A 26741-nucleotide genomic window follows, 5' to 3' on the forward strand; every position below is an offset into this window, starting at 1 on the left:
CGCCGCCCGGGCGGCGGGGGGGGGGGGGGGGGGGGGGGGGGGGGGGGGCCCGCCGCCCCCCGGGGGGGGGGGGGGCGGGGGGGGGGGGGGGCGCGCCCCCCCCCCCCCCCCCCCACGTCCGGGTCCTGCTCGAACGCGGCCTCCACCTCGGCGGGTTCGATCCGCACACCGCTGATCTTCACCTGGTTGTCGAGCCGGCCGAGGAACTCCAGTCGCCCGTTCGGCCGCATGCGCACCCGGTCCCCGGTGCGGTAGAAACGGTCCGTGCCCGGCGCGTCCAGCCCCTCGGGCGGGGCGGTGAAGCGCCGGGCCGTCAGCTCCGGGTCCAGATAGCCGATCGCCAGACAGGCGCCGCCGATGAGCAGCTCGCCCGCGTCTCCGCGATGGGCGACGCGGCCGTCCGCACCGGTGACGACCACCGTCGTGCCGGGGATCGGCGATCCGATCGGCGGCGCGGCCGGGTTGTCCGGCTCGCCGTCCGTGGCCCGCATGGCGTGCGTGGTGGTGACGACGGTGGCCTCGGCCGGCCCGTAGGCGTTGTGCACCGTGGCGGTCACGTCGGGGCCTGGCCGGCGGCGCATCCGGTCGCCGCCGACGACGAGATGGCGCAGCTTCAGATCCTGCGGCCAGGGGCGGTCCAGGATCGGTTCCGCCATGGGGGTGGCCGCGACGCAGACGGTCAACGAGGCGTCGCGCCACCATGCCGTGAGCTCGGCCGGGTCCCAGCGGACCGCGTCGGGGGCAGGCACCAACGCGGCGCCCGAGGTCAGTCCGGCCCACAGCTCCAGCACATGCGGGTCGAACGCGACGCCGATCAGCAGGGACTGCCGGTCGCCGGGGACGAGGCCCGTCTCCGCGCGGTACCAGTCCAGCAAGGTGGACAGGGCGGGCTCCGCCACCGCGAGTGCCTTGGGGCGGCCGGTGGAACCGGAGGTCAGCACGGCGTAGAACGCCCCCGGCGGTGCCGGGCGGGCGCCGGCCGCGGGCGGGGCGAAGGCCGCGACGACCGTGCGGGCGGCGTTCGTTCCCTCGGCGGGCAGCGCCAGTTCGATCCGCTCGGCGGCCCGGTGGTGGGCGGGCAGTACGGCGGGGTCGCCGATCAGGCCGACCACCGCGACATCCTCGGTGACCGCGCCGATGCGGCGCTCTCCGGGGCGCGGGCCCAGCGGCAGATAGACCGCGCCGAGCCGGGCCAGCGCGATCGCGGTGACAACCAGCGCCGCCGAGCGGTCGAGGCAGACGCCGACGATGTCGCCGGGGCCCACTCGGCCGCCGAGTGCGCTGACGACCTCGTCAGCCGCCTCGTCCAGCTGCCGGTAGCTCCAGGTGTGGGTGCCGTCCACCACGGCGGGGGCCTGCGGGGAGCGGCTCACCCAGTCCTCGTAGCGGGAGAGCACTCCGGACGTGGCGGCCTCGGGGAGGGGTGCGCCGTGCGCGACGCTCGGAAGGACGGTCGGCGTGGTGGTGCTCATGTCGCGGGTCAGGGTGTTCGTCATGACGACTCCTTCGGCGTGGTCGTGGCGGCGGATACGGGGACGCGTGAGGGCGCGAGCAGCCCCAGGGCGCGGGCCTGGTCGGCCAGGACCGGGTTGCGGAAGAGCAGCCGCAGCGGCGGCCGGTCGCCGAGCCGTGGCTCCAGCCAGGCCGCCAGATGCGCGGCGAGCACGGAGTGCCCGCCGATCTGGAAGAAGTGCGAGGAGGCGGTGAACCGGCTGTGGCCCAGCACCTCGCGCCAGCCCTCGGCGAGCAGCGCCAGGGCCGGATCGGCGGCGAACGCGGCCGGATCCATGGCGGGGGGCGCTTCGTCCGCCTCGTCCGCCGGGGTCGCGGGCTCCAGCGCGGCGGCGAGCCGGGCGAGCGCGACCCGGTCGGGCTTGCCGCCGGCCAGCGTCGGCATGGCGGCCAGCCGCGCCCAGCGGCCCGGTACGAGCGCGCCCGGCAGCCGGTGGCTCAGTTCGATGTGCAGCGTCTGCTCGTCCCACGGCTCCCGCTCGTCGGCGCTCTCCAGGAAGCCGACCAGTCGGGGTCCGTCGGTCGCCTCCCGGTCCAGGACGACCGCGCAGGACCGGCCGCCGAGCACGGCCGAGGCGGCGGCCTCCACCTCTTCCAACTCGATGCGGTAGCCGCGCAGTTTGATCTGGTTGTCACGCCGTCCGAGGAAGTGCAGGAGCCCGTCGCGGTCCCGGTAGCCGAGGTCGCCGGTGAGATAGACCCGCTCGCCGCCCAGCGCCGCGATCGTCACGAACCGTGCCGCGGTCGCGTCCGGGTTGCCGGCGTATCCCTCGGCCAGGCCGGCTCCGGCGATGGCGAGTTCACCGACCGCACCGTCGGGCAACGGACGAAGTGCCGTGTCCAGGACGTGGATCCGTTCGCCGGGCAGTTCGGTGCCGAGCGGGATCTCGGCGCCGTCGCCGAGGTTCTCGCGGGTGATCTCGTGCACGGTGGAGCTGATCGCCGCCTCGGTGACGCCGTAGACGTTGAGCACGGCGGCGTCGGTGTCGGCCAGGAACGAGCGCATCGCGTCGGCCGGGATGCGCTCGCCGCCGAGCACCAGCAGCCGCGGTGCCCAGCGGCGGTCGCGCAGCACGGGCCGCAACTCCTCGCGGGTGGCGAGGAAGTAGCTGGTGGGCAGGTTCGCGACGGTGACCCGGGCGGCGGCCAGCAGCTCGGCCAGTTCCGCACCGGTGGGCACTTCCCGCTCCGGCACGACCAGGCAGGCGCCGGCGTACAGCGACGGAAGGACCTCTTCGAGGGCGACGTCGAACGACGGCTGGGCGAACAGCAGCACCCGGTCGCCGGCCGCCAGCGCGAACCGCTCCGCCGCACCGGTCAGATGGATCTCCAGCGCCGGCCTGCCCACTGCCACGGGCTTGGGTATGCCGGTCGATCCGGAGGTGTGGATGATGTACGCCGCACCGGGCACCACCGGCGCCGGGTGCGCGGCCGGGAAGACGTCGGCGTCGAGCGCGGTCACCGGAAGGCCGTCGGGCAGGGTCGCTCCCGCGGCGGCGGAGGTCAGCACGAGCGCCGGCCCCAGCCGGTTCAGCAGCAGTTCCAGGCGGGAGTCCGGGTCGGACGGGGAGAGCGGGCAGTACACCGCTCCGGTCCGCAGGCAGGCCAGCAGCGCCACCACCGAGTCGGCGCCGCGCGGCAGTACGACGGCGACCGGCTGGCCCGTTGTCACGCCCGCCGTCAGCATCCGCCGCGCGACCGCGGCGACCTGTTCGTCGAGGTCGCCGTAGGTGAGCCGGCGGGCGCCGATCAGCAGCGCGGGCAGCGCGGGGTCGTGGGCGGCGGCCGGATCGAGCGGATCCCGACCCCGAGCCACTGCGGGCTGGGCCGGCACCGGTCCGGCGGCGGGCGCCGGGAGCGCGAGGTCGGCGAGCAGGGTGCCGGGAGCGTCCAGATAGGCGCGCAGCAGGTCGAGGAAGCGTTCGGTGAGCAGCTTCGCGGTGTCCTCGCCGAAGAGGTCGGCGTCGTAGTCCCAGACCAGGGTCATGCCCGGTGCCCCGTGCCGGGGACCGACGCCGCGCCGGTCGTCCGGGAGCAGCACCACGTCGAGGTCGAAGCGGGTGGTGCCGGTGTTGAAGCCTTCGAAGAGGGTGATGTCCAGGCCGGGCACGTCGATCTCGGGCAGTGCGGCGTCGTGCGCGCTGAACATGACGCTGAACAGCGGGTTGTCCGCCCCCGAGGTGTGCAGGCCCAGGGCGCGGGTCAGCTCCTGGACCGGTACCTCCTGGTGCGGCAGGGCACGGAAGAGGGTGTCGGTCACCTCGTCCATGGTGTCCTCGGCGGGGGCCGCCGGGTCCAGCCGCAGCCGCAGCGGGATCGTGTTGACGAACATGCCCACGGCGCTCTCGAAGCCGCGCGGTCGGTTGCCGACGGCGGTGCCGACGACCATCTGCTCGCGACCGCTGTGCCGGCGCAGAAGTTCGGCGAACAGCCCGAGCAGCGTGGAGAACGGGGTCAGCCCGCGCTCCAGGGTGTGCGCGCGCAGCCGCTCGGTCAGGTCCGCGCCGATCGACTGGCGCAGCTGCCCGCCGTGGTGCCGGCGCCGCGCTCCGGGCCGGGCCAGACCGGGCAGCGGCATGTCGAAGGAGGCGTCGCGCAGTTCGGCGGCCCAGTACTCCAGACTCGACCGCCGCTGCGCTGTCGCCCGGTCGTCGTCCGCGTCCAGGGATCGCACATGGTCGACGTAGGAGGTGGCGGGCGGCAGCACGACCGGCTCACCGAGGACGTCGGCGCGGTAGACGGTGAAGACATCGTCCAGCAGGATCGCGAACGAGTGCCCGTCGTGGATCAGGTGGTGCTCGACGTGGATGAGCCGGTGCTGGTCGTCGGCGAGCCGGGCCAGCGTCCAGCGCAGCAGCGGCGCCTGATAGGTGTCGAGCGGGGTCTCCGCCTCCGTGCGGAGCAGCTGCGCGAACGCGGCCTCCGGGTCCGCCTCCCCTGTCAGGTCCACGGTTCGCAGGCGCGGCTCGCAGAGGTCGGCGTCCCGCTGCGCGGGCATCGCGCCGGGGACCGCGACGAGTTCCAGGCGCAGTCCGGGGTGGCGGTCGAGGGCCGCGGTGAGTCCGCGGCGCAGCGCTTCGGTGTCCAGCGTGCCCCACAGGTCGAAGGAGGCGGTGAAGTTGTAGGCGCGGCTGCCCGGCTGCACTTGTTCGTGCAGCCAGACGATCTCCTGCGACGGAGAGAGGGGGAGCATCGGCGATCCCTGGGGTTGTCGGGTCGGTTTCTTCGGGTGCGGGGGGAGGCATGGTCGTGCTTCCGCCCCGCTTTTCAGCGGCCGGTCCGCGGATCACGCGGTCCGGTCGCACTGGTTCGGGATGTCATGGCCCTATGGCGGGACGGGCAGGGCGGTGCGACGGGTGCGGCCAGGTGGGACATGGTGCGGCTGTGGGACATGGCGCGGCTGTGGGACGTGGCGCGCCGGGTGAGGCGACGCGCCGGTCAGGGTGCGGCTGTCAGCCGACGGGGACGTCGGACCGAATGGGGGCGCGCACCGCGTCGTGGAAGGCTGCGAAGCCGTCCTGGGCCGCGTCGTCGTCGAGCACCGAGCGGTCCCACACCATCCGGATGTGGAGTTCTGGTCCGTGGGTGACGGAGACCGCGAACGGGGCGCGCACCTGCCGGCCGTCGATGTGGACCTCGCGGCCCTCCACCCCGCCCAGCCGCAACGCGGAACGGCGCCGGGCGTCGTCCACCGTCAGCAGGCCGTCCAGCCGGCCGGACCACTGGGAACCGGCCGACCGGGCGGCGTGCACCACCTCGTCGAACGGGGTGTCGGCCCGGTCCAGGTCGTCCCACCACTGGGTGGCCGTCTCGTCCGGGGCGTGCGGGACGTCGACCGTCGCGGCCGGGAAGACCACGGTGTTGAGGAAGCAGCCGAGGACCGGCGGCGCGCCGGGCGGGCGGCCGCCCCACGGGTAGCCGATCGGGGGCACATGGCCGGGCCCGTAGAGCACTCGGGCCGCGGCCCGGCAGGCGTCGAGCAGTGCGGGGAACGGTACGCCGGGAGCGGGTGCGGGCAGCCGCAGTTCGGCGGCGCCGGTGGGCAGGGCGCCGGGGGCGGGTGTCCGCGGCCGGAGCTGCGGGGCCCGTTCGTGCACCGCGCGCAGCCGGTCGCCCCAGTACTCCAGCGCGGCGGAGGATCCCGCGCGTCGCTCGGCGTCGAGCTGCAGTTGGACCGCCTCGCGGTAGGCGGCCAGTTCGGCGGCCGCCTCGGCGGGCTCCGGTCCTGCGGATCCCGGTCCCGCGGATCCCGGCTCGTCGCGGTAGGCAGCGCTCAGCTCCTCGACGATGCGGGCGAGGGACTGACCGTCGCACGCGGTGTGGTCCAGGACGACGGCGAGCACTTCCTCCCCGGCGGCCGGCCCGTCCTGGGCCAGGTACAGCCGCAGCGGCGAGCCCTGCGCGGTCCAGGCGCCCAGCACCCGGCGCAGCGCGGCGGCCGCGTCCTCGCCGGGGGCGCGGACGACACGCTCCACCGGTACGTCCGGCTCCGCCAGGCGGAGCACGGGGGTGCCGCGCACCACCTCCGGGTGGGCGCGCAGCACGGGGTGCAGGGCTGCCAGCCGGTTCGCGGCCGCGCGCAGCCGGATCGGATCCACGGTGCCGCGGGGGAAGGCGAAGAACATCGGGACGATGTCGGGCCGTCCCGAGGGGTCCATGGAGCGGACGAGGACGAAGCGCCGCTGGGCTCCGGTGACGGGTAAGAGGGAAGTACCGCCGTCGTCGGCGGCGATGCGCTGGAAGCGGGCCAGGTACTGGCCCGTGATGGTTCGGGGCACGTGATCCTCTCTGACGTGGCAGGGCGGTTCGGGGCGGGGGATCGGTCGGGGCGGAGTGATCGGTCCCGGGCGCGGCGATCGGTCCCGGAGCGCGGCCGGGCCGGGTCAGCCGACGGAAGCGGACTCGGTCCGGCCGCCGGAGTCGCCCGCGAGGGCGCCCTCGGAGTCGTCCGGGGCGGTCGGCAGATCACGCATCCGGCGCAGCGGGGACAGCAGCAGCCGCAGCGGTACGACGAGGAAGCCGACCGCGCAGACCCACAGGGCGGCGCGCGCCCCGAAGCCACTGGCCACGGCGCCGCCCACCAGGGCTCCGAGCGGCAGCGTGCCCCACACCAGGAAGCGCAGCGTGGCGTTCATCCGGCCCAGGAGCCGGGGCGGGCAGAGCGTCTGGCGGAAGCTCACCTGGGCGACGTTGTAGACGACCGCCCCGAAGGAGACCACGCCGGAACCGACGGCGAACAGGACGGCGGCGGCCCCCCGGCCGGACAGCGGCCACAGCAGCGCGAACGGGCCGGTCGCCAGCGCGGACAGCCAGATGATGCGGGCCTGGCCGAGCCGGGCGGCGAGCCTGCCGGCGCAGAGCGCACCGGCGAGTCCGCCGGCGGCGGACGCGGAGAGCATCAGACCGATGGCGGCCGGCTGCAGGCCGATCACCCGTACCAGGAAGATGGTCTGAGTGGCCATCAGCATCGCGGTGAAGAAGTTGCTGAGGCCGGTGGTGGCCGCGATGACCCGCAGCAGCCGGTGGCCGAGCACGAAGCGCAGCCCCTCGCCGATCTCCTTGCGCAGCGACGCGCCCGGCACCGGTTCCGGCTTGCTCTCCGGCTTGTCGATGCGCGCCAGGAACAGTGCCGAGACGACGTAGCCGATGGCGTCGGCCCCGATCGCCAGATGCGCCCCGACGAGCTGTACCAGCCCGCCGCCGAGACCGGGTCCGGTGACCTGGGCGGATGAGCGGACGGTCTCCAGCGCTCCGTTGGCCGCCATCAACTGTTCCTTGGGCAGGAGTTCGGGCAGATAGCTCTGGTCGGCCACGTCGAAGAAGACGGTGGCCGCGCCGGTGACCAGGGCGACGATGTACAGCTGCACCATCGTCAGGACGTCGGCGACCGCTGCCAGCGGGACACTCGCCATGGCCAGCGCCCGCACCGCGTCGGCCCGGATCATCAGCGAACGTTTGCGCATCCGGTCGACCAGCGCCCCTGCGGGCAACCCGATCAGCAGGAACGCGGCGGTCTCGGCGGCGGTGAGCAGCCCCACCTGGAACGCGGGCGCCTTGAGCTCGAGGACCGCCACCAGCGGCAGCGCGACCAGGGTGACCTGGGCACCGACCTGGCCGGCCGCGGCGCCGGCGAGCAGCAGGCGGAAGTCGCGCATGCGCAGCGGACCGCTCGACGCGGTTCGGGGTAAAGGGGACATGTGCCTGACCTTCACCGCAAACAACGTCAACAGTCAAAGCGCAAAGAACACTTTCGGTCGAATCTTTTGCACTACCTCCACTAAATCAGCAAATCTTCCGTCAGATCCGGGCAACCTCGGGATGAACTATGCACGTTGCAGCCTTGTGGCAAGAGGATCCGACAGCTCCTGCCCGGCCGGGGCCGCCCGATCACCGGCAGTGCGCCAGGAATCGCACCTCTGACCGAAAACAGTCCTCGTCCCCCTTCGATGCCTTATGCACCTACCGACCCGTCGTGATGGCCGGACCGTCGTATACCGTGCTGCTCGACAGCGAAGGCGCGGATGCGAGGGCGGGTTTCCATGGCGGAGCGGGCACTGATTGCCGATGTGGCGGGACGCAAGCCCCAGGTGGATCCGGCGGCATTCACCGCGCCCACCTCGGTCGTCGTCGGAGACGTCACGATGGCGGCGGGCTCCAGCGCCTGGTACCACGCGGTGCTGCGCGGCGACTGCGAGTCGATCAGCATCGGCGCCGAGAGCAACATCCAGGACAACTGCTCGGTCCATGCCGACCCCGGCTTCCCCGTCGTGGTCGGGGAGCGGGTCTCGGTGGGTCACAACGCGGTGCTGCACGGCTGCACCGTCGAGGACGACGTACTGATCGGCATGGGCGCCACCGTCCTGAACGGCGCGCACATCGGAACCGGCTCGCTGGTCGCCGCGGCCGCGCTCGTACCGCAGGGGATGCGCGTGCCGCCGGGTTCGCTGGTGGCCGGGGTCCCGGCCAAGGTGCGGCGCGAGCTGACCGCCGAGGAGCGGGAGTCGGTGCTGCTCAACGCCGCGGGCTACGTCGAACTCTCCCGCGCCCACCGGGCGGCCTTCGAACGGGCCGAAGAAGGACCGGTCGACGAGGCCTGAGGAGCTCGGTGCCCGGTCCGCCGGGTCACTCGCCGGTGGGGGCCGCCACGGATTCGGCCGCGCCTTCCACCGGTGCCTCCGACGTCTCCGCCGGTGCGGCCGCCTTGGCGCGCCGCTGCACGAACAGGAACGAGCCGATCCCGAACAGCACGGCCGCCGCCAGCCCGAAGTAGCCGAACCGCTTGATCCACGGTTCCGCCACCACTCCGACGTTGTAGATGACGGCGGTGGTGCCGCCCGCCCAGACGATGCCGCCGAGGGCGTTCGCGATGAGGAACTTCCAGTACGGCATCTTCAGGACGCCCGCCAGCGGGCCGGCGAAGATCCGCAGCAGCGCGACGAAGCGGCCGACGAAGACCGCCCACATGCCCCAGCGCTCGAACGACCGCTCGGCGGTGGCGACATGGCCGGGTGAGAAGTGTTTGGGGAACTTCCGGCCGAGCTTGTCCAGCAGCGGTTTGCCGCCCTTGCGGCCGATCGAATAGCCGATGGAGTCACCGATCACCGCACCGGCGATCGCGCAGGCTCCGACGATCCACGGGTTGACCGAGCCCTGCGAGGCCATCAGCGATGCGGTGACGAGGACGATCTCACCGGGGAGCGGGATACCCAGGCTCTCGATCCCGATGACCAGCCCCACCACCAGGTAGACGGCGAGCGGCGGAATCGTCTCGATCCATTCCTGCACGTGCACTGCCGAGTCCTCCCCTGGACACCATCCGGACCGTGTGCCGTGGCGCACGTCAGTGAAGCCTAACCGAACCGTTCCGCACGGCAGTGCGGTCGGCGGAGCGCTCCCCCGGGCCCTGTCACCACAGGTCCGGGTCGTCCGCCAGTCGCTCCTTCGCGCGGTCGGCCAGCGCCGGGTCCGGCAGTGGTGCCAGGTCGGAGTGCTTGACGGACCAGGCCGCCACGTACGGGCACAGCGGTACGACGGCCTTCCGCTCCGCGGCGGCCAGCTCGTACAGCGCCCCCGCGAGCGCGCCCGCGATGCCCTCGCCCTGGTGCCCCGGATCGACCACCGTGTGCACGGCCACCAGCGCGCTCCCAGCACCGGTCCCGTCGTCCTCCAGCACGAAATAGTCGATCCGGCCGATCAGTTCGTCCCCGGCCCACGCCCCCAGGCGGCCCGCCGCCCTGTCGTCACGAATATCCATGGGGTCCATCATGCGCGACGGCCGCCGGGTGCGCGGTACCGGCGGGGCGGATCGCGGTGGGGCCGAAGCGGGCGCGGGCGCGGTCCGCGGCGGCCTCGATCAGCCGGGACTTGTCGTCGCCGGGTTCCAGGCTCAGCTGCCGGGAGGTCAGCTCCTGCGCCAGCAGGCCGTCGGCGCGCAGGGCGATGGTGCGGACCCGGGCCCGCTGCAGGCCGAGCGCGTCGTAGAGCTGGTAGGCGGTGCTCCGCAGCGCCGCGCTGTGGCCCGACGACTCGTGCAGGGTCCGGGTGCGGGTCGTCGTCGAACGGTCGGCGTACCGGACGGTGAGGGTCAGGGAGCGGGCCGCCTGGCTCTCGGTGCGCAGCCGCGCGCCGAGCTCCTCGGTGAGCGACAGCAGGGCCCGGCGGTGCCGCACCGGGTCCAGCTCGTCCTGTCCGAAGCGCCGTTCACCGCCGATCGAGCGGGCGGGAGCGCCCCGGACGACCGGCGTCGGGTCGATACCGCGGGCCCGGTCGTACAGCCGTCGGCCCGCGGTCGCGCCCAGCGCGCGCTGCAGGGTGCCCAGCGGGGTGGCGGCGATGCGTCCGACGGTGTCCAGCCCGTAGCCGGCCAGCGTTTTCGCGGAGGCGGGCCCGATGCCGTCCAACGCGGCGGCCGGCTTGTTCCGCAGGAACGCCTCGACGCCCCGCGCGTCACCGCCCAGCACCCGGACCGCGCAGGCGGGGCCGTCGGCGGCGGCCATCCGGGCCAGGAGCGGATTGGGGCCGACGCCGATCGTGGAGTCGACGCCGTGCAGGGCCAGGGCCCGTACCCGGATGAGGTGGGCGAGGCCGGCGGCGTCCCGGTCGAAGTACCGCAGCGCGCTGCGGACGTCGGCGAGGGCCGCGTCCGGTGGCAGTGCCTGGACGACCGGGGTGATGCCGCGGAGCAGGTCGAGGAGCATCTCGTAGACCTCCTCGTGCGGCACGGCGCCGGCGGGCGCGTGGAGGTGGACATAGAGGATGTGCGGCGCGGTGACGTGCTGTGCGGGGCCGGCCGTCCGATCGGCTGCGGGATCGCTCATCCGGCGCTCCCCGGGCTGGAGTGCCACAGCTTTCTGCTGGGGGCGGTGCGGTCGCCGGGCGGCTGGAGGTCGGCCCAGGGGTGCAGGTCGGCGCCGGTCTCCAGTCGGATGCGCCGGCCGCCGACCGGATCGACGACGGGCGCGCCGGGCCGTGCGCCCTGATCCGCACCGGAGTCCGGGTCCGTGTCCGGGTCCGTGTCCGCCTTCGCCGCCGGTTCAGCCGTCTGGCCGGCCGCCGGTGCAGCCGTCGGTTCCGCCGGCTCCGCCAGGCGTGCCGCGACCGCCACGAGGCCGCCGTCCTGGCGGATGTCGGCGAGTTCCGCGAGGTCCCAGGCGGCGGAGCCGACGACGCCGAAGGCACGTTTCCCGCGCCGCTGGAGGGTGCCGCGGACCAGCAGCAGGCCGGAGTGGAAGACCGTGTGCGCCGCCTGCTGGTGGCTGTCCTCGAAGAACGCCAGGTCCACGAGGCCCGACCCGTCGTCGAGCGTCACGAAGATGATCCGTTTCCCGGACGCGATCAGCGGTGTCTGGGTGGAGGCCCTGATGCCCGCGACGAGCACGGTCTCGCCGTGCCGTACCTCGTGCAGCCGCCGGGCCGGCGTCGTGTCCAGTTCCTCCAGCAGCGCGTGGTGGTGCTCCATCAGGTGCTGGGTGGTGTCCATGCCCAGCACCTCCAGCTCGGCGCCGGTGCGCTCGCCGGCGTTCATGTCGGACAGGCCGGGCGGGACCGCGGACTCCTGTGCGGCGAGCGGCAGCTGCCCCCCGGGCACGGCGGCGCGCCCCTGCCGCTGGAGTTCGGAGACCTGAAGCAGCAGGTCGCGGCGGGTCAGTCCGACGGCCAGCGGGTCGAGCGCTCCGACCTGGACGAGACGTTCCAGCACGGGACGCGACGGCCGGGCCCGCTCCCACAGGTCGGCCGGCGAGGAGTAGGGCTGCCCGGCCTCGATCCGCCCGGCCTCGGCCGCCGACATGCCGCGTACCTCGGAGAGGGCGAGCCGCAGCCCCCACTTATCAGACTCCAGTTCGATTACATAGGCGGAGCGCGACGCATTCACATCCAGCGGCAGGATCGGCACGCCGCGCCGGCGGGCGTCCGCCAGGATCACCCGCTTCGGCCACATCCCCGGATCGTGTTCCAGCAGCCCGGCGTAGAGCGCCGCCGCGAAGTGCGCCTTCAGCCACGCCGACTGCAGCGCAGGAACGGCGAACGCGGCAGCGTGGGCGCGCGCGAAGCCGTAGGCGCCGAACGCCTCCAGGATCCCCCAGACCTCGGCCAGCACCGTCGGTGAGTAGCCGTGCGCCGCCGCTTCGCGGTGGAACCACTTCCGCACCCGCAGCCGTCGGACGGGGTCGGCCAGACAGCGGCGCGCCTCCTCCGCCAGATCCGGCTCGCAGCGGGTCAGTGCCGCGATGATGCCGATGACCTGCTCGTGCCAGATCGTCACTCCGAAGGTGTCCCGGAGCACCGGCTCCAGGTCCGGGTGCGGATACCGCGGCGGCCGGGTGCTGTGCCGGGCGGCGATGTACTGCTCCGGCATGCCCCCGGCGACCGGCCCGGGACGGAACAGGCTGATGTCGGCGACGATGTCGTCGACGGTGGTCGGCTGCAGCCTGGCCAGCAGGTCGCGCTGGCCGGGCGATTCGAGCTGGAACATGCCGAGCGTGTCCGAGGCGCGGATCAGCTCGAACGCCGCCGGGTCGTCCGGCGGCACCTGGGCGCGGTCCTCCAGGTCGACGACCCGGCCGGTGGCCCGCCGGATCTCGGCGGTGGCGTGCGCCATCGCCGACCACATGCGCACCCCGAGGATGTCGAGCTTCAGCAGGCCCATGGCCTCGACGTCCTCCTTGTCGAACTGGCTCATCGGGAACGCCTCCCCGCTGGTCGGCACCACCGGGGTGCGGTCCAGCAGGGACGCGTTCGACAGCAGGACGCCGCAGGGGTGCATCGCCACCCCGCGCGGCAGCCCGTCCAGCGCCTCGACCAGTTCCCACAGCGGGCCGTACCGGTCCGCGTGGGCGGCGACCTCCCGCAGTTCCGGCAGTTCGGCCAGGGCCGCCCGCACGTCGCGGGCCCGGATGTGCGGGAACGACTTCGCCAGCCGGTCGATCTCCCACGGCGGCAGGGACAGCGCGGCCCCGGTGTCCCGGATCGCGTGCCGGGCCCGGTACGTCTCGGGCATCGCGACGGTCGCGATCCGCGCGGGGCCGAAGCGGTCGATCACCGCGCGGTAGACGTCGAGCCGGCGTGCCGACTCGGTGTCGAGGTCGATGTCCGGCAGGGAGTTGCGGCGCAGCGACATAAAGCGTTCGAAGACCAGATGGTGTTCGAGCGGGTCGACGTTGGAGATGCCCAGCGCGTAGTTGACCATCGACCCGGCGCCGCTGCCGCGGGCGGCGACCCTGATCCCCAGGTCCCGGGCGTCGGAGACCACGGCGGCGACGGTGAGGAAGTACGTCTCGAAACCGAGCCGGCCGATGATCGTCAGTTCCGCGTCGAGCCGGCGCCGGGCGTCCGGAGCGTGCTTCAGGCCGCGCCGGGTCAGGCCGGCTTCGGCGCGCTGGCGCAGCACCCGGCCGGCCGTCGCCTCGGTCGCCCCGGCCAGCTCGGGTTCCGGGAAGTGCGGCCTGCCCATGCCCAGATCGCCCTTCGGGTCGATCCGGCACGCGTCCGCCGTCTCCCGCGTCACCGCCAGGAGCCAGGCGGCGCCACCGCGCCCGCGCCCGGCGGCCCCGGCGATCCGTTCCGCGGCCTGCGCCATGTCCTGCGGGCTCTTCAGCCAGCGCTGTCCGGAGTCCAGCCGACGGCGGTCGATCGGCCGCAGCAGCCGGGCCGCGTCCAGCACATCGGCCACCCGGTGCTGCGCGGGATCCGCGTACCGGACAGCGTTGGTGACGACGGCGGGGATGCCCAGCCGGTCGGCCAGCCCCACCGTGTGCGCGGCGAGCCGCAGGGATCCCGGTCCCGTGCCGGGGATCCCGTGGTCCACCGCCTCCAGCCGCAGGTCCTCGCCGAACCGCTCGCGCCACGGTGCGAGCAGCCGCTCCGCGACGTCCGGCCGCCCCGCGGACAGCGCCCGTACCGGCTCGGAGGCCGGCCCCAGCAGCACCGTCAGACCGTCGGCCGGCTGCCGCTCCAGGTCCGCCCAGCGCAGCACGGGACGGTCGCCGCCCGCATGCGCGGCACTGACCAGACGGCACAGCGCGGCCCATCCCGCCACGTCCCGCGCCAGCAGGACGATCCGGGCCGCCGACTCGTCGATGTACGCACCGCCGCGTACCGGGGTGCGCCGCCGGGCCGGGGCGGGTCCGGGAGCCGAGCCGGGGACGGAAGCGGGAGGGGCGGGCTCGACGGCGAGGTCCACGCCGAAGACCGGGCGCACTCCGCCGGCGGCGCACGCGGCCGCGAACCGTACGAGGCCCGCGACGGTGTCCCGGTCGGTCAGTGCGAGGGCGTCCATGGCGTGCCCCGCGGCCCGCTCGACGAGGGCACCGGGGTGACTGGCCCCGTAACGGAGGGAGAAACCGCTCGCGGTGTGGAGGTGCGTAAACGACATGCACGCCTCCTGCCGCTCATCGCCCCCTGCCCCCGGTCCGGCCCTCGGACCTCCCTGTTCACCATAAACCACAGATCGAATCTTTGTTCGATACGCAGGGACGGGGGAGAGGTGACAAGACCCACCTGGGGACCGTCGGCGGGCGCGGCCGAAGGGAACGGCCGCGCCCGGCGCGGGTCAGCGGTTGAGGCGCAGCGTCCAGATGATGCTCATCTCGCCGGTGACCGCGCCGTCCTCGCGGCGGATCGTGACGCGGACGGGGAACTCCGGGCGCTCGCCCGCGTCAAGTTCGGCGATGACGTCCGCGGCGGGGCGGCCGAGCTCGGCGGTGGCCGTGACCGGGCCCATCGCGAGCTTCGCGTACGCGATCTCCGCGCGCACCGCCAGCGGCACGGCGCGGGAGAGCTGGTCGCCGAAGGCGCTCAGGACGATCGCGCCACTGGCGGACTCGGCCAGGGTGAACATGGCACCGGCGTGCGGGCCGCCGACGTGGTTGTGGAAGTCGGGCTGGTCGGGCAGCGTGACGACGGCACGCTCCGCGCTGGTCTCCCCGAACTGCAGGTTCAGGGTGCGGACCATGGGCACAGTGGCCGCAAGGAGTTCGCCGGTCGAAGGCAGGGTCTCGGACATGGCCTGGATGTTACCAGCGGGTAGCATCCCTGCCCAGGACATCCTTTTGGCGATCACCCGAAATTACTGACCAGTAATGAGGGGCGGCGTGGAACCGGAAGCCCTCACCCCCTAGTGTTTCTGGCCATGTGGCCAGGAGAGCAGCAGCCCGGGGGACAGCAGTACCCACAGCAGAACCCACAGGGGCAGTACCCGCAGAACCCGAATCAACCGAACCAGCCGAACCAGCCGAACCAGCAACCGCCGTACCAGGCGCCGTCGCCCTACCAGACGCCGTCCCCGTACCAGGCACCCGGCTACGGCTACCCGCAACAGCCCCCGCAGCAGCCGGAGTACCAGCAGCCCGGCTATCAGCAGCCCGGCCAGCCGCCCGGTCAACCGCCGCAGTGGGGACCCCCCACCATGCCCGGCGGCCCCGGCCCCGGCGGCCCGCCGCCCGGCAACCGCAAGAACATGACGATCGCCGTCTCGATCGTCGCCGCCGTGGCGGTGATCGCGGCCGTGGTCATCGGCGGCGTCTACCTGACGGGCGACGACAAGGACAACGTCGCCGACCCGAGCAAGAGCCCCATTGCTTCGCAGAGCGCCACATCGACCCCCACACCCTCCCCCTCGGACACCACGGCGGCGGGCACCGGCGGGACCGGCGACGACTCGCGCGGCAATCCGAGCGACGTCGAGATCAAGCCGGTCGTCCCGGGTTGGCAGGTCGTCCGCCGCGCCGAGCGCAACGTCGCCTTCGACGTACCGCCGAACTGGACGCTGGGCAGCGAGGGCACCCTCATCGGCTTCGAGGACAAGGGCAAGCCCGCCGTCACCATGGGCGCGCCCGCCTTCTTCAAGCAGAACTGGTGCGACAAGGACGACCGCGCCGCGGTGGGGACCAAGGGCGCCAACGGCGCCAAGAGCGTCCAGGAAGCCGCCGAGGTCCAGGCCGAGTCGTGGGCGTACTGGGGATACCAGGAGGACGGCAAGGTCACCGTCGCCAAGACGGCCGCCAAGCCGTTCACCAACTCGCACGGCATCTCCGGCTACTCCTCCTCCGCCACCGCGAAGAACGTGCCCAAGAAGAACAAGTGCACCTCCGACGGTGTCGTCTACACGGTGGCCTGGGTGGACTCCGCCAAGGCCCTGACCGTGTGGGTGCTGTACGCCGATCGCGGCGCGGGCGTCACCGACGGGGTACCGGACGCGACCATCACCACCATCATGGGCAGCATCCGCGAGCTGAAGAAGAAATGACCGCCGCCGGCGGTGGGCCCCGGCGGCCCACCGCCGAAATCCGGTGGCACCGCGGCGGACGGGCCGCGATAGTCGCCAGGTGACTCACGACGCCGCACTCCGGCCCCCCGGCCGCCCGCCCCGGCTGCCCTCCTGGGCCGGGCGCAACTTCCGGCTGCTCACCGCGGCGTCGGTCATCACCAGCCTCGGCAACTCCGGTGCCCTCATCGCGGCGGCCTTCGCGGTCATCGAGTCCGGCGGCAGCGCCACCGATGTCGGCCTCGTGGCCGCGGCCCGCACGCTCCCGCTGGTGGTCTTCCTGCTCATCGGCGGAGCGCTGGCCGACCGGCTGCCCCGCAACCAGGTCATGGTCGCCGCGAACGTGCTCAACTCCGCCTCCCAGGCGGTCTTCGCCGCCCTGATCATCTCGGGGCACGCCCAGCTGTGGCAGATGGCCGCGCTCACCGCGGTCGGCGGCACCGCGCACGCGTTCTTCGCCCCCGCCTCCGAGGGCATGCTGCTGGCGACGGTCGACCCGGCACACGCCAACAAGGCGTTCTCGGTCTTCCGGGTGGGCATGAACGGCGCGAACATCGGCGGCGCCGCGCTCGGGGGCGCCCTGGTCGCCGCCATCGGACCCGGCTGGGTCCTCGCGGTCGATGCCGCCGCCTTCGCGGTCGCGGCGGCGCTGCGCTCGTTCCTCACCAGCACCGAGAACCTGCGGGCAGCCGAGGCCGGCGGGGGGATGTTGCGGGATCTGCGCGACGGCTGGCGGGAGTTCGCCGCGCGCCGCTGGCTGTGGGGCATCGTCGTGCAGTTCTCCGTCGTCAACGCGGTCTTCACCGCCGCCGAGGCGGTCTACGGGCCGCTCGTCTCCAACGAACGGCTGGGCGGCGCCGGGCCCTGGGGCCTGGCGCTGGCGGCGTTCGGCGCTGGCACGGTGAGCGGCGGCGTGCTGATGATGCGCTGGAAACCGCGCCGCATGCTGCTGGCCGGCACGCTCGCCGTCTTCCCGATGGCGCTGCCGCCCGCCGCGCTGGCCCTGGTGGTGCCCGCCGCCGGGCTGGCGGCGCTGATGTTCGTGACCGGCGTCGCGATCGAGGTCTTCGCGGTCGGCTGGATGCTCGCGCTGCACCAGGAGATCCCCGGCGACAAGCTGTCGCGGGTCTCCTCGTACGACTGGTTCGGCTCGGTCGCGATGATCCCGGTCGCCACGGCGCTCGCCGGGCCCGTCATGAACGCGGTCGGCCGGCCCGCCGCTCTGTGGGGGTGTTCCGGTCTCATCGTGCTGCTCACCGCCGCGGTGCTCCTGGTGCCCGAGGTCCGCCGGCTGACCCGCCGCGAGACCGTCTCCGTCGCCGAGGCCGCTTCCGTCCCCGGAACGGCTTCCGTCGCCGGGATTGCCTCTGTCCCCGGGGTCGCTTCCGTCCCCGGAACCGCGCCGGAACAGTCCGACGAGCCGGCTCAGCCGACGGTGAAGGCGCCGTCCGGCGGCTCGGGCGACGGCACCGCCGTGGCGTCGTAGACCGGGGACGCTCCGGCCGCGAGTCGGGCCAGGGCCTTTCCGTCGACCACCCGGGCGGGGAACGCGTCGGCCGCCGCGAGCCGGGCGAGCCGGTCCAGCGGGAGCGGGCCGTGCGAACCGAGCAGCACCGCGTTCCCGAAGCGCCGGCCGCGCAGCATCCCCGGTTCGGCGATCACGCAGTAGTGCTCGAAGACCGCGCGCACCGTGGCGATCTGGGAGCCGAGGAACGCGAACGGCGCGGCATCGGCGAGATTGGCCAGATACAGGCCGCCCTCCGTACGCACCACGGACGCGGCCGACCGCAGGAACTCCACCGACGTCAGATGCGCCGGCACCCGCGAGCCGCCGAACACGTCCGCCACCAGGACGTCGGCGCTGTCCGGCGCCGCCCGCCCCAGCCAGGCGCGCGCGTCGTCGGTGTGCACGACGACCGCCGGATCGTCCATCGGCAGGTGTTCCGACACCAGCGCCACGAGTCCCCGGTCGGCCTCCACGACGTCCTGCCTCGATCCCGGACGCGTCACGGACATCCGGCGCGGCAGGGTGAGCGCGCCGCCGCCGAGGTGCACCATGTCCAGCGGCCGGCTCTCGTCGAAGACCGCGTCCACGGCATGAGCGAGCCTCCGCACGTACTCGAACTCCAGATACGCCGGGTCGTCGAGGTCCACGTACGACTGGGGTGCGCCGTCGACGGTGAGCAGCCAGGCCCGTGCCCGGTCCACGTCGGGCAGCAGTTTGGCGGTGCCGAAGTCCACGGCACGGGTCACCGGTACCGGTTCTGGATCCGCCGCGCCCCTGTCATCCGCCGCGCCGTTGTCGTCCACCGCGCCATTGTCCCAAGCCGGACGGGTCAGCCGCACCACACGTCGCGGACCTGGCCGGCGTGCGCGGCGCTCTGGGCGCGGCCGGCGCGGGCGGCGGCGGCCCGCCTCGTCGGATCGAGCACATTGCGCCCGAACGCGGTCCGCGACGCCTGGTCGGGAGTGATCAGCACCACGCGCGCTCCCGCCGCCTCCAGTGCGGCGGTCTGTGTCCGGGGCGCGGGGACCGGGCCGCCGCCACGGGCCACCGGTGCGAGGACGACCACCCGCTCGTAGCCGGCGGCGAGGTCGGCGTTGGCGCAGGACCGTACGCCCCCGTCGATCCAGCGCCGCCCTCCCGCGGTGATCGGCGGCCAGACGCCGGGCACGGCGCAACTCGCGCCCACCGCGTCGACGATCCTGATGCCGGCGGCGCTGTCGAATGCGGTGAACTCGCCGTTCTCCGCGTCGACCGCGGTCACCAGCAGCCGCTGCTGCGGCCAGTCGTGCGAGACCAGCCGTCCGGCGATGGCGGCCCGTCGTTCCGACTCCGGGGCGGTGTGCGCGGTCCGCGCGATGTGGCCCATGCGCAGGAGATAGCTCTCCACGTCGCGCGAGCGCACTGCGGCCCAGATGTAGCGGGAGATGAGCCGGCGGCTTATCCGGGCGACGGTCTCGCCGCGCGGATCGACGAGTTGGCGCTCGTACAGCTCCTCGACGCCGAGCCGGCCGGAGGTGAGCTGCGCCCCGACGATGGATCCCGCGGAGGTGCCGATCACCAGGTCGGCCGTGGCGAGATCCACCCCGGCCTCCGCGAGTCCGGCGATCACGCCGATCTCCCATCCGACGCCGGTCACTCCGCCGCTGCCCAGTACCAGGGCTGTGCCCTTCATCGCCAGGATCCTCTCGCCACGGGCCGCGGTCGCCGGTTGGGGCGTTCCCGGGAACGGTGTGAGGAGCAGTGTGCCGTGCGCGCCGCGCGACGAACAGACGACGTGCCGTGTCCCCCGCACGGGGTGGTGCGGGGGACACGGCTCCGGACGACCGGGCTCTGGACGAGTCAGCTCCGGGACGACTCGCGGCCGTTACCGGTCAGCCGTCAATGGCGGTAACGGTCCCCGCGCCGACCGTCCGGCCGCCCTCGCGGATCGCGAAGCCGAGCCCGACCTCGAGCGGTACGGGCCTGCCCAGCTCCACCGTCATCTCGGCGGTGTCACCCGGCAGCGCCACCCCGGCCACGCCGAGGTCCACGTCCCCGACCACGTCCGCGGTGCGGATGTAGAACTGCGGCCGGTAGCCGGTGGAGACCGGGGTGCGGCGGCCGCCCTCGGCGGCGGGCACCACGTACACCCGCGCGGTGAAGCGGGTGCTCTGCGTCACGCTGCCCGGCGCCGCCACGATGTGACCGCGTCGGACGATGTCCCGCTGCACCCCGCGCAGCAGCAGCGCCACGTTGTCGCCCGCCTGCGCGGACTCCATCGGCTTGCCGAAGGTCTCCAGACCGGTCACGACCGAGGCCGTGTCCGCTCCGAGCACCTCGACCCGGTCGCCGACCCGCACCGTCCCGCGCTCGACGGCGCCCGTGACGACCGTGCCCCGCCCGGTGATGGTCAGCACGTTCTCCACCGAGAGCAGGAACGGCGCGTCGGTGTAGCGCACCGGCATCGGCACCTGGGTGTCGACGGCGTCCAGCAACTCACCGACCGCCGCGGTCCACCGCGGGTCGCCCTCCAGCGCCCGCAGCCCCGACACCCGCACCACCGCGGCCGACTCCCCCGGATATCCGTGCGCGCTGAGCAGGTCCCGCACCTCCAGCTCGACCAGGTCGGTCAGCTCGGGGTCACCGGCGTCGGCCTTGTTGAGGGCCACGACGATGTGCTCGACACCCACCTGCCGGGCGAGCAGAACGTGCTCGGCGGTCTGCGGCATCACGCCGTCGTGCGCCGAGACGACCAGGATCGCCCCGTCGAGCTGGGCCGCGCCGGTGATCATGTTCTTCACGTAGTCGGCGTGACCGGGCATGTCGACGTGCGCGTAGTGCCGAGTGGCGGTCTCGTACTCGACGTGCGAGATGGTGATCGTGATGCCGCGGGCGGCCTCCTCCGGCGCCCGGTCGATCCGGTCGAACGGCACGAAGGTGCCGGTCCCCCGGTCGGCGAGCACCTTGGTGATCGCGGCGGTCAGCGTGGTCTTGCCGTGGTCGACGTGGCCCATCGTGCCGATGTTGAGGTGCGGCTTGGTGCGCACGTATGCCGTCTTGGACATGGGTGGTTCGCTTCTTCCTCGGAATTCTGCGCGCGGCGGCACGACGGCATGGCCTACGGGCCGGATGACGTGGTGATCGCGCACGGGAACGCGGGGACCCCCTGGGCCGCACCGACCCTCCCCCTGCGGGGTCCGCCGGAATGTCCGGGGAGGGTCAGCTTCGGGCGCCGTCGAGGAATGAAGCGAGGGCAGCCTCCAGCGCGTCCGCGACTGCGGACGTATCTGCGAAGGCATACCGGTTCATGGCGTTGATGATCCGTCACCCGACGGCCCGGCGTCGAACGGTTTTCCGCCTGCGGGGATCCGCACTTCTGCCCGCGAGGACCCACTGCTCTTCGGCCTGCGCAGACCCCGCTCACTCCGCACGTTCACCCGTCTCGGTTACGCTCCTCGGATGCTCGACCGCCTCCCGACGTCCGACGGCCTCGCCGTGCGGTGCACCCGTGCGCTGCTGTCGCCGTGGGCGCGGCTGGCCCTGCTGGTCGCGCTGCTGACGGGCGCGGCCACGGCCGTCCTGCTCTGGCAGCCGCAGCACCTGATCATGGACGGCTGGCCCCGGCTGTCGGGCGGCGCCGCGGTGGTGCTCTTCGCGGCGGCTTACGGAGTGTGCGCGTTCGCCTTCGTGCCCCGCCCGCTGCTCAACGTGGCGGCCGGCACGCTGTTCGGGACGCAGGCCGGGGTGGGCTCCTCCCTCGTCGGCACCGTGTTGGGCGCCGGGCTGTCCTTCTGCCTGGGCCGCGTCCTGGGGCGCGACGCGCTCAGGCCCCTGCTGCGCGGTCGCCTGATCACCTCGGTGGACCGGCAGTTGAGCCGGCACGGCTTCCGCAGCATGCTCGCGATCCGGCTCTTCCCCGGCGTGCCCTTCGCCGCCGCCAACTACTCCGCGGCCGTCTCGCACATGCGCCTGGGCCCGTTCCTCCTCGCCACCGCGCTCGGCAGCATCCCCAACACGGCCGCGTACGTCATCGCGGGCAGCCGCGCGTCGTCACCGACCTCACCGGCCTTCCTGCTGGCCATGGGGTTCATCGCGGTGACCGGCGTGGGAGCCGTCCTGGTCGCCGTCCGGGCCCGCCGCACCCAGAACTCCAGGTCGTCCGGCTGACGTTCCGGCACCGCTTTCCACCGCCCGACGATCGCAAGGACCTGTGCCACCGTCCATGAGTTGGTTCGAATCCATCATTCTCGGCCTCGTCCAGGGATTGACCGAATTCCTCCCCATTTCCTCCAGTGCGCACCTGCGCCTCACCGCGGCGTTCGCGGGCTGGCACGACCCCGGCGCCGCCTTCACCGCGATCACCCAGATCGGCACCGAGACCGCGGTCATCCTCTACTTCCGCAAGGACATCGGCCGGATCATCTCCGCCTGGGCCCGATCGCTGTTCGACCGTCGGCTGCGCTCGGAGGCCGATGCCCGGATGGGCTGGCTGGTGATCGTCGGCAGTATCCCCATCGGCGTGCTCGGACTGCTCTTCCAGGACGCCATCAACGGCCCCTTCCGCGATCTGCGCCTGATCGCCACCACCCTGATCGTCATGGGCCTGGTCCTCGGCTTCGCCGACCGCCTCGCCGCCCGCGGCGGCCCCGCCGACCAGGGCGGCCGGCACCGCGCCGCGCCGCCCCGCAAGACGCTGGCCGACCTCACCACCCGCGACGGCCTGGTCTACGGCCTCTGCCAGGCGATGGCCCTGATCCCCGGAGTCTCCCGCTCCGGCGCCACCATCAGCGGCGGGCTCTTCCTCGGCTACACCCGCGAGGCCGCCGCCCGGTACTCCTTCCTCCTCGCCATCCCCGCGGTCCTGGCGTCCGGCGTCTTCGAGCTCAAGGACGTCGGTGGTGACTCACATCTCGCCTGGGGGCCGACGCTCCTCGCCACCGTCATCGCGTTCGGCGTCGGGTACGCCGTCATCGCCTGGTTCATGCGCTACATCTCCAGCAAGAGCTTCATGCCGTTCGTCATCTACCGCGTCCTGCTCGGCATCGTGCTCTTCGTGCTGGTGACGACCGGTGTACTGGACGCCGGGGCCGCCTCGTTCGAGTGACGGGAACCGTCCGGTCCACACCGGGCCGTGCCGGGCCGTTCCTGAGGCGCCACCGGCCGCAGGCAGCCGCCCACCGACCCCGTCCCGTTTCACAGCGTGACCATTCGCACACGCCTTTCGGCCCGCTTTGGTCGGAGCGGTCGCCGGCGCCCCGTAGCCTGGTCGGTATGCATGCAACACCCGTGGCCGAGGCGAACGACGCCCTCCGCGCCTACCTTCACGAGCACGGATCCCGTGCCTGGACCCCGGCCGAGCTCGCCGAGCTCGAACGCCTGCGGTCCGCTTTCCTGGCAGCGCAGCGCGCCCATTACCGGAAAGCCGCGTAGCGACCGACCGCCCTGCCGGGCCGCCGCTCACCGGCCGCCCGCACCCGACGACCGTCCCGCCGCCCACACCGCCAGCCGGTGTGGGCGGCTTCTGTTTACGGGCTTACGTGTTTGGCGTCGGCATGCCGGCCTACGTGGTGGTGTCGGCACGCGGGCTTACGTGGTGGTGTCGGCGGCGGGCCTACGTATTGGTGTCTGCGGCGGCGTCGCTGAAGGCGCGGATTCGGGCGGTGGCGCGGCTGGTGCGCCAGACCAGTCCCCACTCCAGCGGCGGGGCGTCGTCGAAGGGAACGTACGCGACATCGGGCCGCGCGTAATAGCGGGTGGCCTGGGCACCCACCGGGAAGGTGCCGTGGCCCGCACTGACGAGCGTCAGGATCTCCTGGAACGTCTCGACCGAGGCGCCCGACTCGATGGGGCGGCCCGCGGGCGTCAGGCGCGGCGAATCGGGATCCCGCCAGTGGTCGGGAAGCGAGCAGGGCGCCTGCAGCACCTTGTCGCGCGCCAGGTCCTCGACCGAGACCGACGCCCGGCGGGCGAACGGGTGCCCCGCCGCCACGGCCAGCACGCGCGGCTCGGAGAGCAGCACAGGACCGACGGCGAGATCGGGGTCGCGCTGGGGGAAACAGACCAGCAGCGTCTCGAACTCGTCGGCCCGCAGCCGCCCGAGCGCCTCGCCCATCTGGACCTCCCGGATCAGCACCTCGCAGTCCGGGTGCCGGCCGCGGAACCGGTCCGTGGCCTGGAGCAGCAACTGCCCCGCGGCCGCGCCGACAAAGCCGACCCGCAGCTCACCGCTGATCCCGCGACCCGCGCTGACCGCCCGTTCGAACCCGGCCACGATCTGCTCGTGGGCGGGCCGCACATCATCACGGAGCCGGGCGCCGATCGCCGTGAGCACCACGCGCCGGCTGGTCCGCTCGAACAGCGGGACCCCGACGCGGCGCTCCAACTTGCTGATGGTCTGGCTGATCCGGGCGGTGGTCACCTGCAGCCGCGCGGCGGTCCGCCCGAAGTGCAACTCCTCGGCGAGCGTGAGGAACGCCTCGATCTCGTGCCGTTCCACCGCGTCCTCCGACTGGTCGTCGCTCGTCGCACCCGGCGTTCTCAACACTCTTGTCGTTAAGCCGGGCTTAACGACTCTTCCACAGAAGGCCGTTGATCAACAGCCGGTTCCGGCGGATCTTTGAACCACCGGAACCGCAACGGAGCCGGCGACCCCGACCGAGAACGGAAGCGTCATGTACCTCACCCACGGACACGCACTGTCGGCCCGCACCACCGAGGACATCGTCCGCGAGTTGAAGGACCGCGAGGAGATCATCGACGCTCTCCACCGGTTCGGACTGGGACAGGACCTCAAGAACCGGGACCTGTTCGTCTCGTCCTTCTCCCCCGACGCCGAGCTGGACTTCCGCCCCGCGGCGGCCAAATGGGGTGCGCAGAGCCCGCTGATGGCCGGCCGCGACACCATCGTCGACGTGATCCTCGGCATGTTCACCGGCCGGGTCGACACCTCGCACACCGTCACCAACCCCCGTGTCCAGGTGGACGGCGACACCGCCCGGCTCACCGCACTCGTCGAGGCCCAGCACCTGCTCACGGCCGACCACAGCCGGAACGCCCTGCTCAAGAACGTCTACGCCGTCGACCTCGTCCGGGACGGCGAGCGCTGGGTCATGCGCCGGATCCACATCGACAACATCTGGTACACCGGCGATCCCGCCGCCGTCTTCGGCGGATAGCGCACCCGGATCCGGCCGCGCGTCAGCCAGTTGGCCAGTTGGCCCGTCGGCCAGTTGACCGGTCAGCCGTCGGCAGGTCGCCTTTGACGGCCCCGGAACATCCGGCACATCCTTGACCGGTGCCGCTCGTTGAACTGATCATGGGAGGTCTGGACCACGCGACCTCCACCGATCACGAGCCTTCGTACGCCGAGGGTTGGGGAGACCACCATGACTGACGAGAACAGCGGCCCGGGCCCCCGGGTCCTGGCGGACGACGCGTTGTCCGCGCTGCTCGGATCGCACCAGTTCGGGGTCCTGGCCACCAACAAGAGCAGCGGACACCCGCATCTGACGACGATGCTCTACCACTGGGATCCCCAGTCGCGGATCATCCGCTTCTCGACCACCGCCGACCGGCTCAAGGTCCGCCAGCTCAGGAACGACTCACGGGCCGCACTGCACGTCTCCAGCGAGGACCACTGGTCGTTCGCCGTCGCGGAGGGCGAGGCCGAGGTTTCGGAGATCACGACCCAGGCGGGCGACGCGGTCGGGCGCGAGCTGCTCGCCATGCTGCCGGCCTCGGCCCGGCTTGCGGACGAGGAGCCCTTCCTCGCGCAACTCGTCGCGGAGCAGCGGCTCGTCATCCGGCTGAAGGTCAACCGGCTGTACGGCACCGCTCTCGACGTGACCGGCCAGGGAACGGCCGAGCCGGCAGCGGTCACAGCAGGTCCTACCAGCGTTCCGGGTGGCTGAGCGCGGGCGGCAGCTTCGTTGCGGCATCCCCGCGCGCCGCGTCCAGCTGGGACTGGATGAGGAAGATGGCCCCGGTGAGGTCGGCGCCCCGCAGGTCGGCGTCCCTGAAGTCGGCGCCGATCACGTCGGCCGTCCGCAGGTCGGCGCCCGAGAGGTCCGCTCCGATGAGGTACGCCCCGCGCAGGTTGGCGCCCCGCAGGTCGGCGCCCTTGAGCTTGGCGCCGATGAGGTCGGCTCCCCTGCGGTCCTTCTTCTTGCCCCGGACCTCGGCCCGCACCAGCTCGCTCGCCCGCAGCAGTAGCGCGTTGACGTCGCGCCGGTGGGCGGGCACGTCCAGCTCCACGAGGAGCTCGGGGTTGTACCGGGTGAGGCGTTCGGTCTCCTCCAGGGCGGCCCCGAGCTCACCGTGCAGGGAGCCGGCCGGCCGCAGCGTCAGCGCCTCGGTCAGGTACCAGAGCAGCTCGTGAAGGTCCCTCATGACAGGGAAGACCTGGAACATCTGCTTCGCCGTGCGCGGCGCCTGCCGCCAGTCCTGGCCGCCGAAGGTGACCTGCGAGACCTTCTGCCCGGCGCCGAAGCAGTCGTAGACGGTGCAGCCCCGGAAGCCCTTGTCCCTGAGGCGGGTGTGGATGCCGCAGCGGAAGTCCTGCTGCAGATTGGGGCAGGCCTGACCTGCGTTCTTGTTGATCGCGAAGTCGACCGAGGCGGAGAACGCCGGCACGACACAGCACAGCGCGAAGCAATTCCCGCAGTCGGCTCGCAGGGCCGCCGGGCCACCACCGGAGCCGTGCTCCGGCTCGCCCTGTGTACGTTCGCGGTTCTCAGACAACGTGCTCGGTCTCCTGGTACGAAACGACCGTGCCGACCGCGGCCGCGCCGGCACATCGCCGAACGGACGGGTCCGGCACTCTCACCTCGCACTTTATCCGACCGCGTACCGCGCGATGAGGACGGTGGGACCAGCGAGACCCGCCCCGGGGTCCACCTCGCCCGGAGGTCATGGGCGACTTCGGGCGACTTCACCGGAGTCCTGACGTGGCTCATCAGCAGACCCCATTTGCGCTGCTGATAT

General features: G+C 73.0%; 22 protein-coding genes. 8 read left to right on the plus strand and 14 right to left on the minus strand.

The window, feature by feature from the left end; all coding sequences use genetic code 11:
* The 4 genes from AC07DC_RS23310 to AC07DC_RS23325 all read right to left on the minus strand — a co-directional run.
* The coding region (locus AC07DC_RS23310; RefSeq protein WP_478916353.1) for an AMP-binding protein at window positions 1-1496 on the minus strand (1496 nt) is incomplete at its 3' end.
* Window positions 1493-4705, minus strand: coding sequence for a non-ribosomal peptide synthetase (locus tag AC07DC_RS23315; RefSeq protein ID WP_478916354.1), 3213 nt, complete (start codon window positions 4703-4705; stop codon window positions 1493-1495). The genes AC07DC_RS23310 and AC07DC_RS23315, both read right to left, overlap by 4 nt.
* A gap of 259 nt (window positions 4706-4964) precedes the next feature.
* Window positions 4965-6290 (minus strand): condensation domain-containing protein, encoded by a 1326-nt coding sequence (locus AC07DC_RS23320; protein ID WP_478916355.1) that lies wholly within the window; start codon window positions 6288-6290, stop codon window positions 4965-4967.
* A 105-nt stretch (window positions 6291-6395) separates the two neighbouring features.
* Window positions 6396-7709 carry an MFS transporter gene (locus AC07DC_RS23325; protein WP_478916356.1) on the minus strand — a complete coding sequence of 438 codons (1314 nt, stop codon included), beginning with the start codon at window positions 7707-7709 and terminating at the stop codon, window positions 6396-6398.
* A gap of 342 nt (window positions 7710-8051) precedes the next feature.
* Here AC07DC_RS23325 and AC07DC_RS23330 point away from each other — a divergent pair, with 342 nt between their 5' ends.
* Window positions 8052-8609 carry a gamma carbonic anhydrase family protein gene (locus tag AC07DC_RS23330; RefSeq protein WP_478916357.1) on the plus strand — a complete coding sequence of 186 codons (558 nt, stop codon included), beginning with the start codon at window positions 8052-8054 and terminating at the stop codon, window positions 8607-8609.
* Window positions 8610-8634: 25 nt separating this feature from the next.
* Here AC07DC_RS23330 and AC07DC_RS23335 read toward each other — a convergent pair whose 3' ends face one another.
* The 5 genes from AC07DC_RS23335 to AC07DC_RS23355 form a co-directional block, all read right to left on the minus strand.
* On the minus strand, window positions 8635-9303 hold the full coding sequence (locus AC07DC_RS23335; RefSeq protein WP_478916358.1) for a DedA family protein: 669 nt from the start codon (window positions 9301-9303) through the stop codon (window positions 8635-8637).
* Window positions 9304-9418: 115 nt separating this feature from the next.
* Window positions 9419-9775 carry a GNAT family N-acetyltransferase gene (locus AC07DC_RS23340; protein ID WP_478916430.1) on the minus strand — a complete coding sequence of 119 codons (357 nt, stop codon included), beginning with the start codon at window positions 9773-9775 and terminating at the stop codon, window positions 9419-9421.
* Window positions 9753-10829 carry a DNA polymerase Y family protein gene (locus AC07DC_RS23345; RefSeq protein ID WP_478916360.1) on the minus strand — a complete coding sequence of 359 codons (1077 nt, stop codon included), beginning with the start codon at window positions 10827-10829 and terminating at the stop codon, window positions 9753-9755. Before AC07DC_RS23345 ends, AC07DC_RS23340 begins: the two co-directional genes overlap by 23 nt.
* A complete protein-coding gene (locus tag AC07DC_RS23350) occupies window positions 10826-14383 on the minus strand; it encodes a DNA polymerase III subunit alpha (RefSeq protein ID WP_478916361.1) in 3558 nt (1185 codons plus the stop codon). The genes AC07DC_RS23345 and AC07DC_RS23350 overlap by 4 nt, the downstream gene beginning before the upstream one ends.
* A 177-nt stretch (window positions 14384-14560) precedes the next feature.
* The gene (locus tag AC07DC_RS23355) at window positions 14561-15013 is read right to left on the minus strand and encodes a DUF4442 domain-containing protein (protein WP_478916362.1); all 453 of its coding nucleotides are present in this window, start codon (window positions 15011-15013) and stop codon (window positions 14561-14563) included.
* Window positions 15014-15139: 126 nt separating this feature from the next.
* Here AC07DC_RS23355 and AC07DC_RS23360 point away from each other — a divergent pair, with 126 nt between their 5' ends.
* Entirely contained in the window at window positions 15140-16255 is a 1116-nt protein-coding gene (locus tag AC07DC_RS23360) for a DUF8017 domain-containing protein (protein ID WP_478916363.1), read from the plus strand.
* A 79-nt stretch (window positions 16256-16334) separates the two neighbouring features.
* Window positions 16335-17759: an MFS transporter gene (locus tag AC07DC_RS23365; RefSeq protein ID WP_478916364.1), complete on the plus strand. Its 1425-nt coding sequence runs from the start codon at window positions 16335-16337 to the stop codon at window positions 17757-17759.
* Here the strand turns inward: AC07DC_RS23365 and AC07DC_RS23370 are convergent.
* From AC07DC_RS23370 to tuf, 3 genes are all read right to left on the minus strand, one after another.
* Window positions 17699-18583, minus strand: a complete 885-nt coding sequence (locus AC07DC_RS23370) for a spermidine synthase (protein WP_478916365.1) — start codon at window positions 18581-18583, stop codon at window positions 17699-17701. The genes AC07DC_RS23365 and AC07DC_RS23370 overlap by 61 nt on opposite strands.
* 26 nt (window positions 18584-18609) lie before the next feature.
* Window positions 18610-19452 (minus strand): patatin-like phospholipase family protein, encoded by an 843-nt coding sequence (locus AC07DC_RS23375; protein WP_478916366.1) that lies wholly within the window; start codon window positions 19450-19452, stop codon window positions 18610-18612.
* A gap of 199 nt (window positions 19453-19651) precedes the next feature.
* A complete protein-coding gene (gene tuf / locus AC07DC_RS23380; protein ID WP_478916367.1) occupies window positions 19652-20824 on the minus strand; it encodes an elongation factor Tu in 1173 nt (390 codons plus the stop codon).
* Between the two features lie 394 nt (window positions 20825-21218).
* Between tuf and AC07DC_RS23385 the strand changes: the two genes are divergently transcribed.
* From AC07DC_RS23385 to AC07DC_RS23395, 3 genes are all read left to right on the plus strand, one after another.
* On the plus strand, window positions 21219-21926 hold the full coding sequence (locus tag AC07DC_RS23385) for a TVP38/TMEM64 family protein (protein WP_478916368.1): 708 nt from the start codon (window positions 21219-21221) through the stop codon (window positions 21924-21926).
* Between the two features lie 55 nt (window positions 21927-21981).
* The gene (locus AC07DC_RS23390; RefSeq protein ID WP_478916369.1) at window positions 21982-22863 is read left to right on the plus strand and encodes an undecaprenyl-diphosphate phosphatase; all 882 of its coding nucleotides are present in this window, start codon (window positions 21982-21984) and stop codon (window positions 22861-22863) included.
* Between the two features lie 167 nt (window positions 22864-23030).
* Window positions 23031-23189 carry a hypothetical protein gene (locus AC07DC_RS23395; RefSeq protein ID WP_478916370.1) on the plus strand — a complete coding sequence of 53 codons (159 nt, stop codon included), beginning with the start codon at window positions 23031-23033 and terminating at the stop codon, window positions 23187-23189.
* Between the two features lie 181 nt (window positions 23190-23370).
* Here AC07DC_RS23395 and AC07DC_RS23400 read toward each other — a convergent pair whose 3' ends face one another.
* Window positions 23371-24300, minus strand: a complete 930-nt coding sequence (locus tag AC07DC_RS23400) for a LysR family transcriptional regulator (protein ID WP_478916371.1) — start codon at window positions 24298-24300, stop codon at window positions 23371-23373.
* 130 nt (window positions 24301-24430) lie between these two features.
* Here AC07DC_RS23400 and AC07DC_RS23405 point away from each other — a divergent pair, with 130 nt between their 5' ends.
* Together AC07DC_RS23405 and AC07DC_RS23410 are read left to right on the plus strand one after the other, a co-directional pair.
* The gene (locus AC07DC_RS23405) at window positions 24431-24934 is read left to right on the plus strand and encodes a nuclear transport factor 2 family protein (RefSeq protein WP_478916372.1); all 504 of its coding nucleotides are present in this window, start codon (window positions 24431-24433) and stop codon (window positions 24932-24934) included.
* A gap of 210 nt (window positions 24935-25144) precedes the next feature.
* The gene (locus AC07DC_RS23410; protein WP_478916373.1) at window positions 25145-25669 is read left to right on the plus strand and encodes a pyridoxamine 5'-phosphate oxidase family protein; all 525 of its coding nucleotides are present in this window, start codon (window positions 25145-25147) and stop codon (window positions 25667-25669) included.
* On the opposite strand, the gene AC07DC_RS23415 is transcribed toward AC07DC_RS23410, so the two are convergent.
* Window positions 25647-26498, minus strand: a complete 852-nt coding sequence (locus AC07DC_RS23415) for a pentapeptide repeat-containing protein (RefSeq protein ID WP_478916374.1) — start codon at window positions 26496-26498, stop codon at window positions 25647-25649. The genes AC07DC_RS23410 and AC07DC_RS23415 overlap by 23 nt on opposite strands.
* Window positions 26499-26741: the final 243 nt, after the last annotated feature.

The organism is Streptomyces sp. NPDC045021 (genome assembly GCF_056432645.1).

Excerpts from the sequence above, each read along its gene's own strand:
- AC07DC_RS23315 (WP_478916354.1), bottom strand. The coding sequence starts at position 4,705 with ATGCTCCCCCTCTCTCCGTCGCAGGAGATCGTCTGGCTGCACGAACAA.
- AC07DC_RS23325 (WP_478916356.1), bottom strand. The coding sequence starts at position 7,709 with ATGTCCCCTTTACCCCGAACCGCGTCGAGCGGTCCGCTGCGCATGCGC.
- AC07DC_RS23330 (WP_478916357.1), top strand. The coding sequence starts at position 8,052 with ATGGCGGAGCGGGCACTGATTGCCGATGTGGCGGGACGCAAGCCCCAG.
- AC07DC_RS23340 (WP_478916430.1), bottom strand. The coding sequence starts at position 9,775 with ATGGACCCCATGGATATTCGTGACGACAGGGCGGCGGGCCGCCTGGGG.
- AC07DC_RS23345 (WP_478916360.1), bottom strand. The coding sequence starts at position 10,829 with ATGAGCGATCCCGCAGCCGATCGGACGGCCGGCCCCGCACAGCACGTC.
- AC07DC_RS23350 (WP_478916361.1), bottom strand. The coding sequence starts at position 14,383 with ATGTCGTTTACGCACCTCCACACCGCGAGCGGTTTCTCCCTCCGTTAC.
- AC07DC_RS23355 (WP_478916362.1), bottom strand. The coding sequence starts at position 15,013 with ATGTCCGAGACCCTGCCTTCGACCGGCGAACTCCTTGCGGCCACTGTG.
- AC07DC_RS23360 (WP_478916363.1), top strand. The coding sequence starts at position 15,140 with ATGTGGCCAGGAGAGCAGCAGCCCGGGGGACAGCAGTACCCACAGCAG.
- AC07DC_RS23375 (WP_478916366.1), bottom strand. The coding sequence starts at position 19,452 with ATGAAGGGCACAGCCCTGGTACTGGGCAGCGGCGGAGTGACCGGCGTC.
- tuf (WP_478916367.1), bottom strand. The coding sequence starts at position 20,824 with ATGTCCAAGACGGCATACGTGCGCACCAAGCCGCACCTCAACATCGGC.
- AC07DC_RS23385 (WP_478916368.1), top strand. The coding sequence starts at position 21,219 with ATGCTCGACCGCCTCCCGACGTCCGACGGCCTCGCCGTGCGGTGCACC.
- AC07DC_RS23390 (WP_478916369.1), top strand. The coding sequence starts at position 21,982 with ATGAGTTGGTTCGAATCCATCATTCTCGGCCTCGTCCAGGGATTGACC.
- AC07DC_RS23395 (WP_478916370.1), top strand. The coding sequence starts at position 23,031 with ATGCATGCAACACCCGTGGCCGAGGCGAACGACGCCCTCCGCGCCTAC.
- AC07DC_RS23405 (WP_478916372.1), top strand. The coding sequence starts at position 24,431 with ATGTACCTCACCCACGGACACGCACTGTCGGCCCGCACCACCGAGGAC.
- AC07DC_RS23410 (WP_478916373.1), top strand. The coding sequence starts at position 25,145 with ATGACTGACGAGAACAGCGGCCCGGGCCCCCGGGTCCTGGCGGACGAC.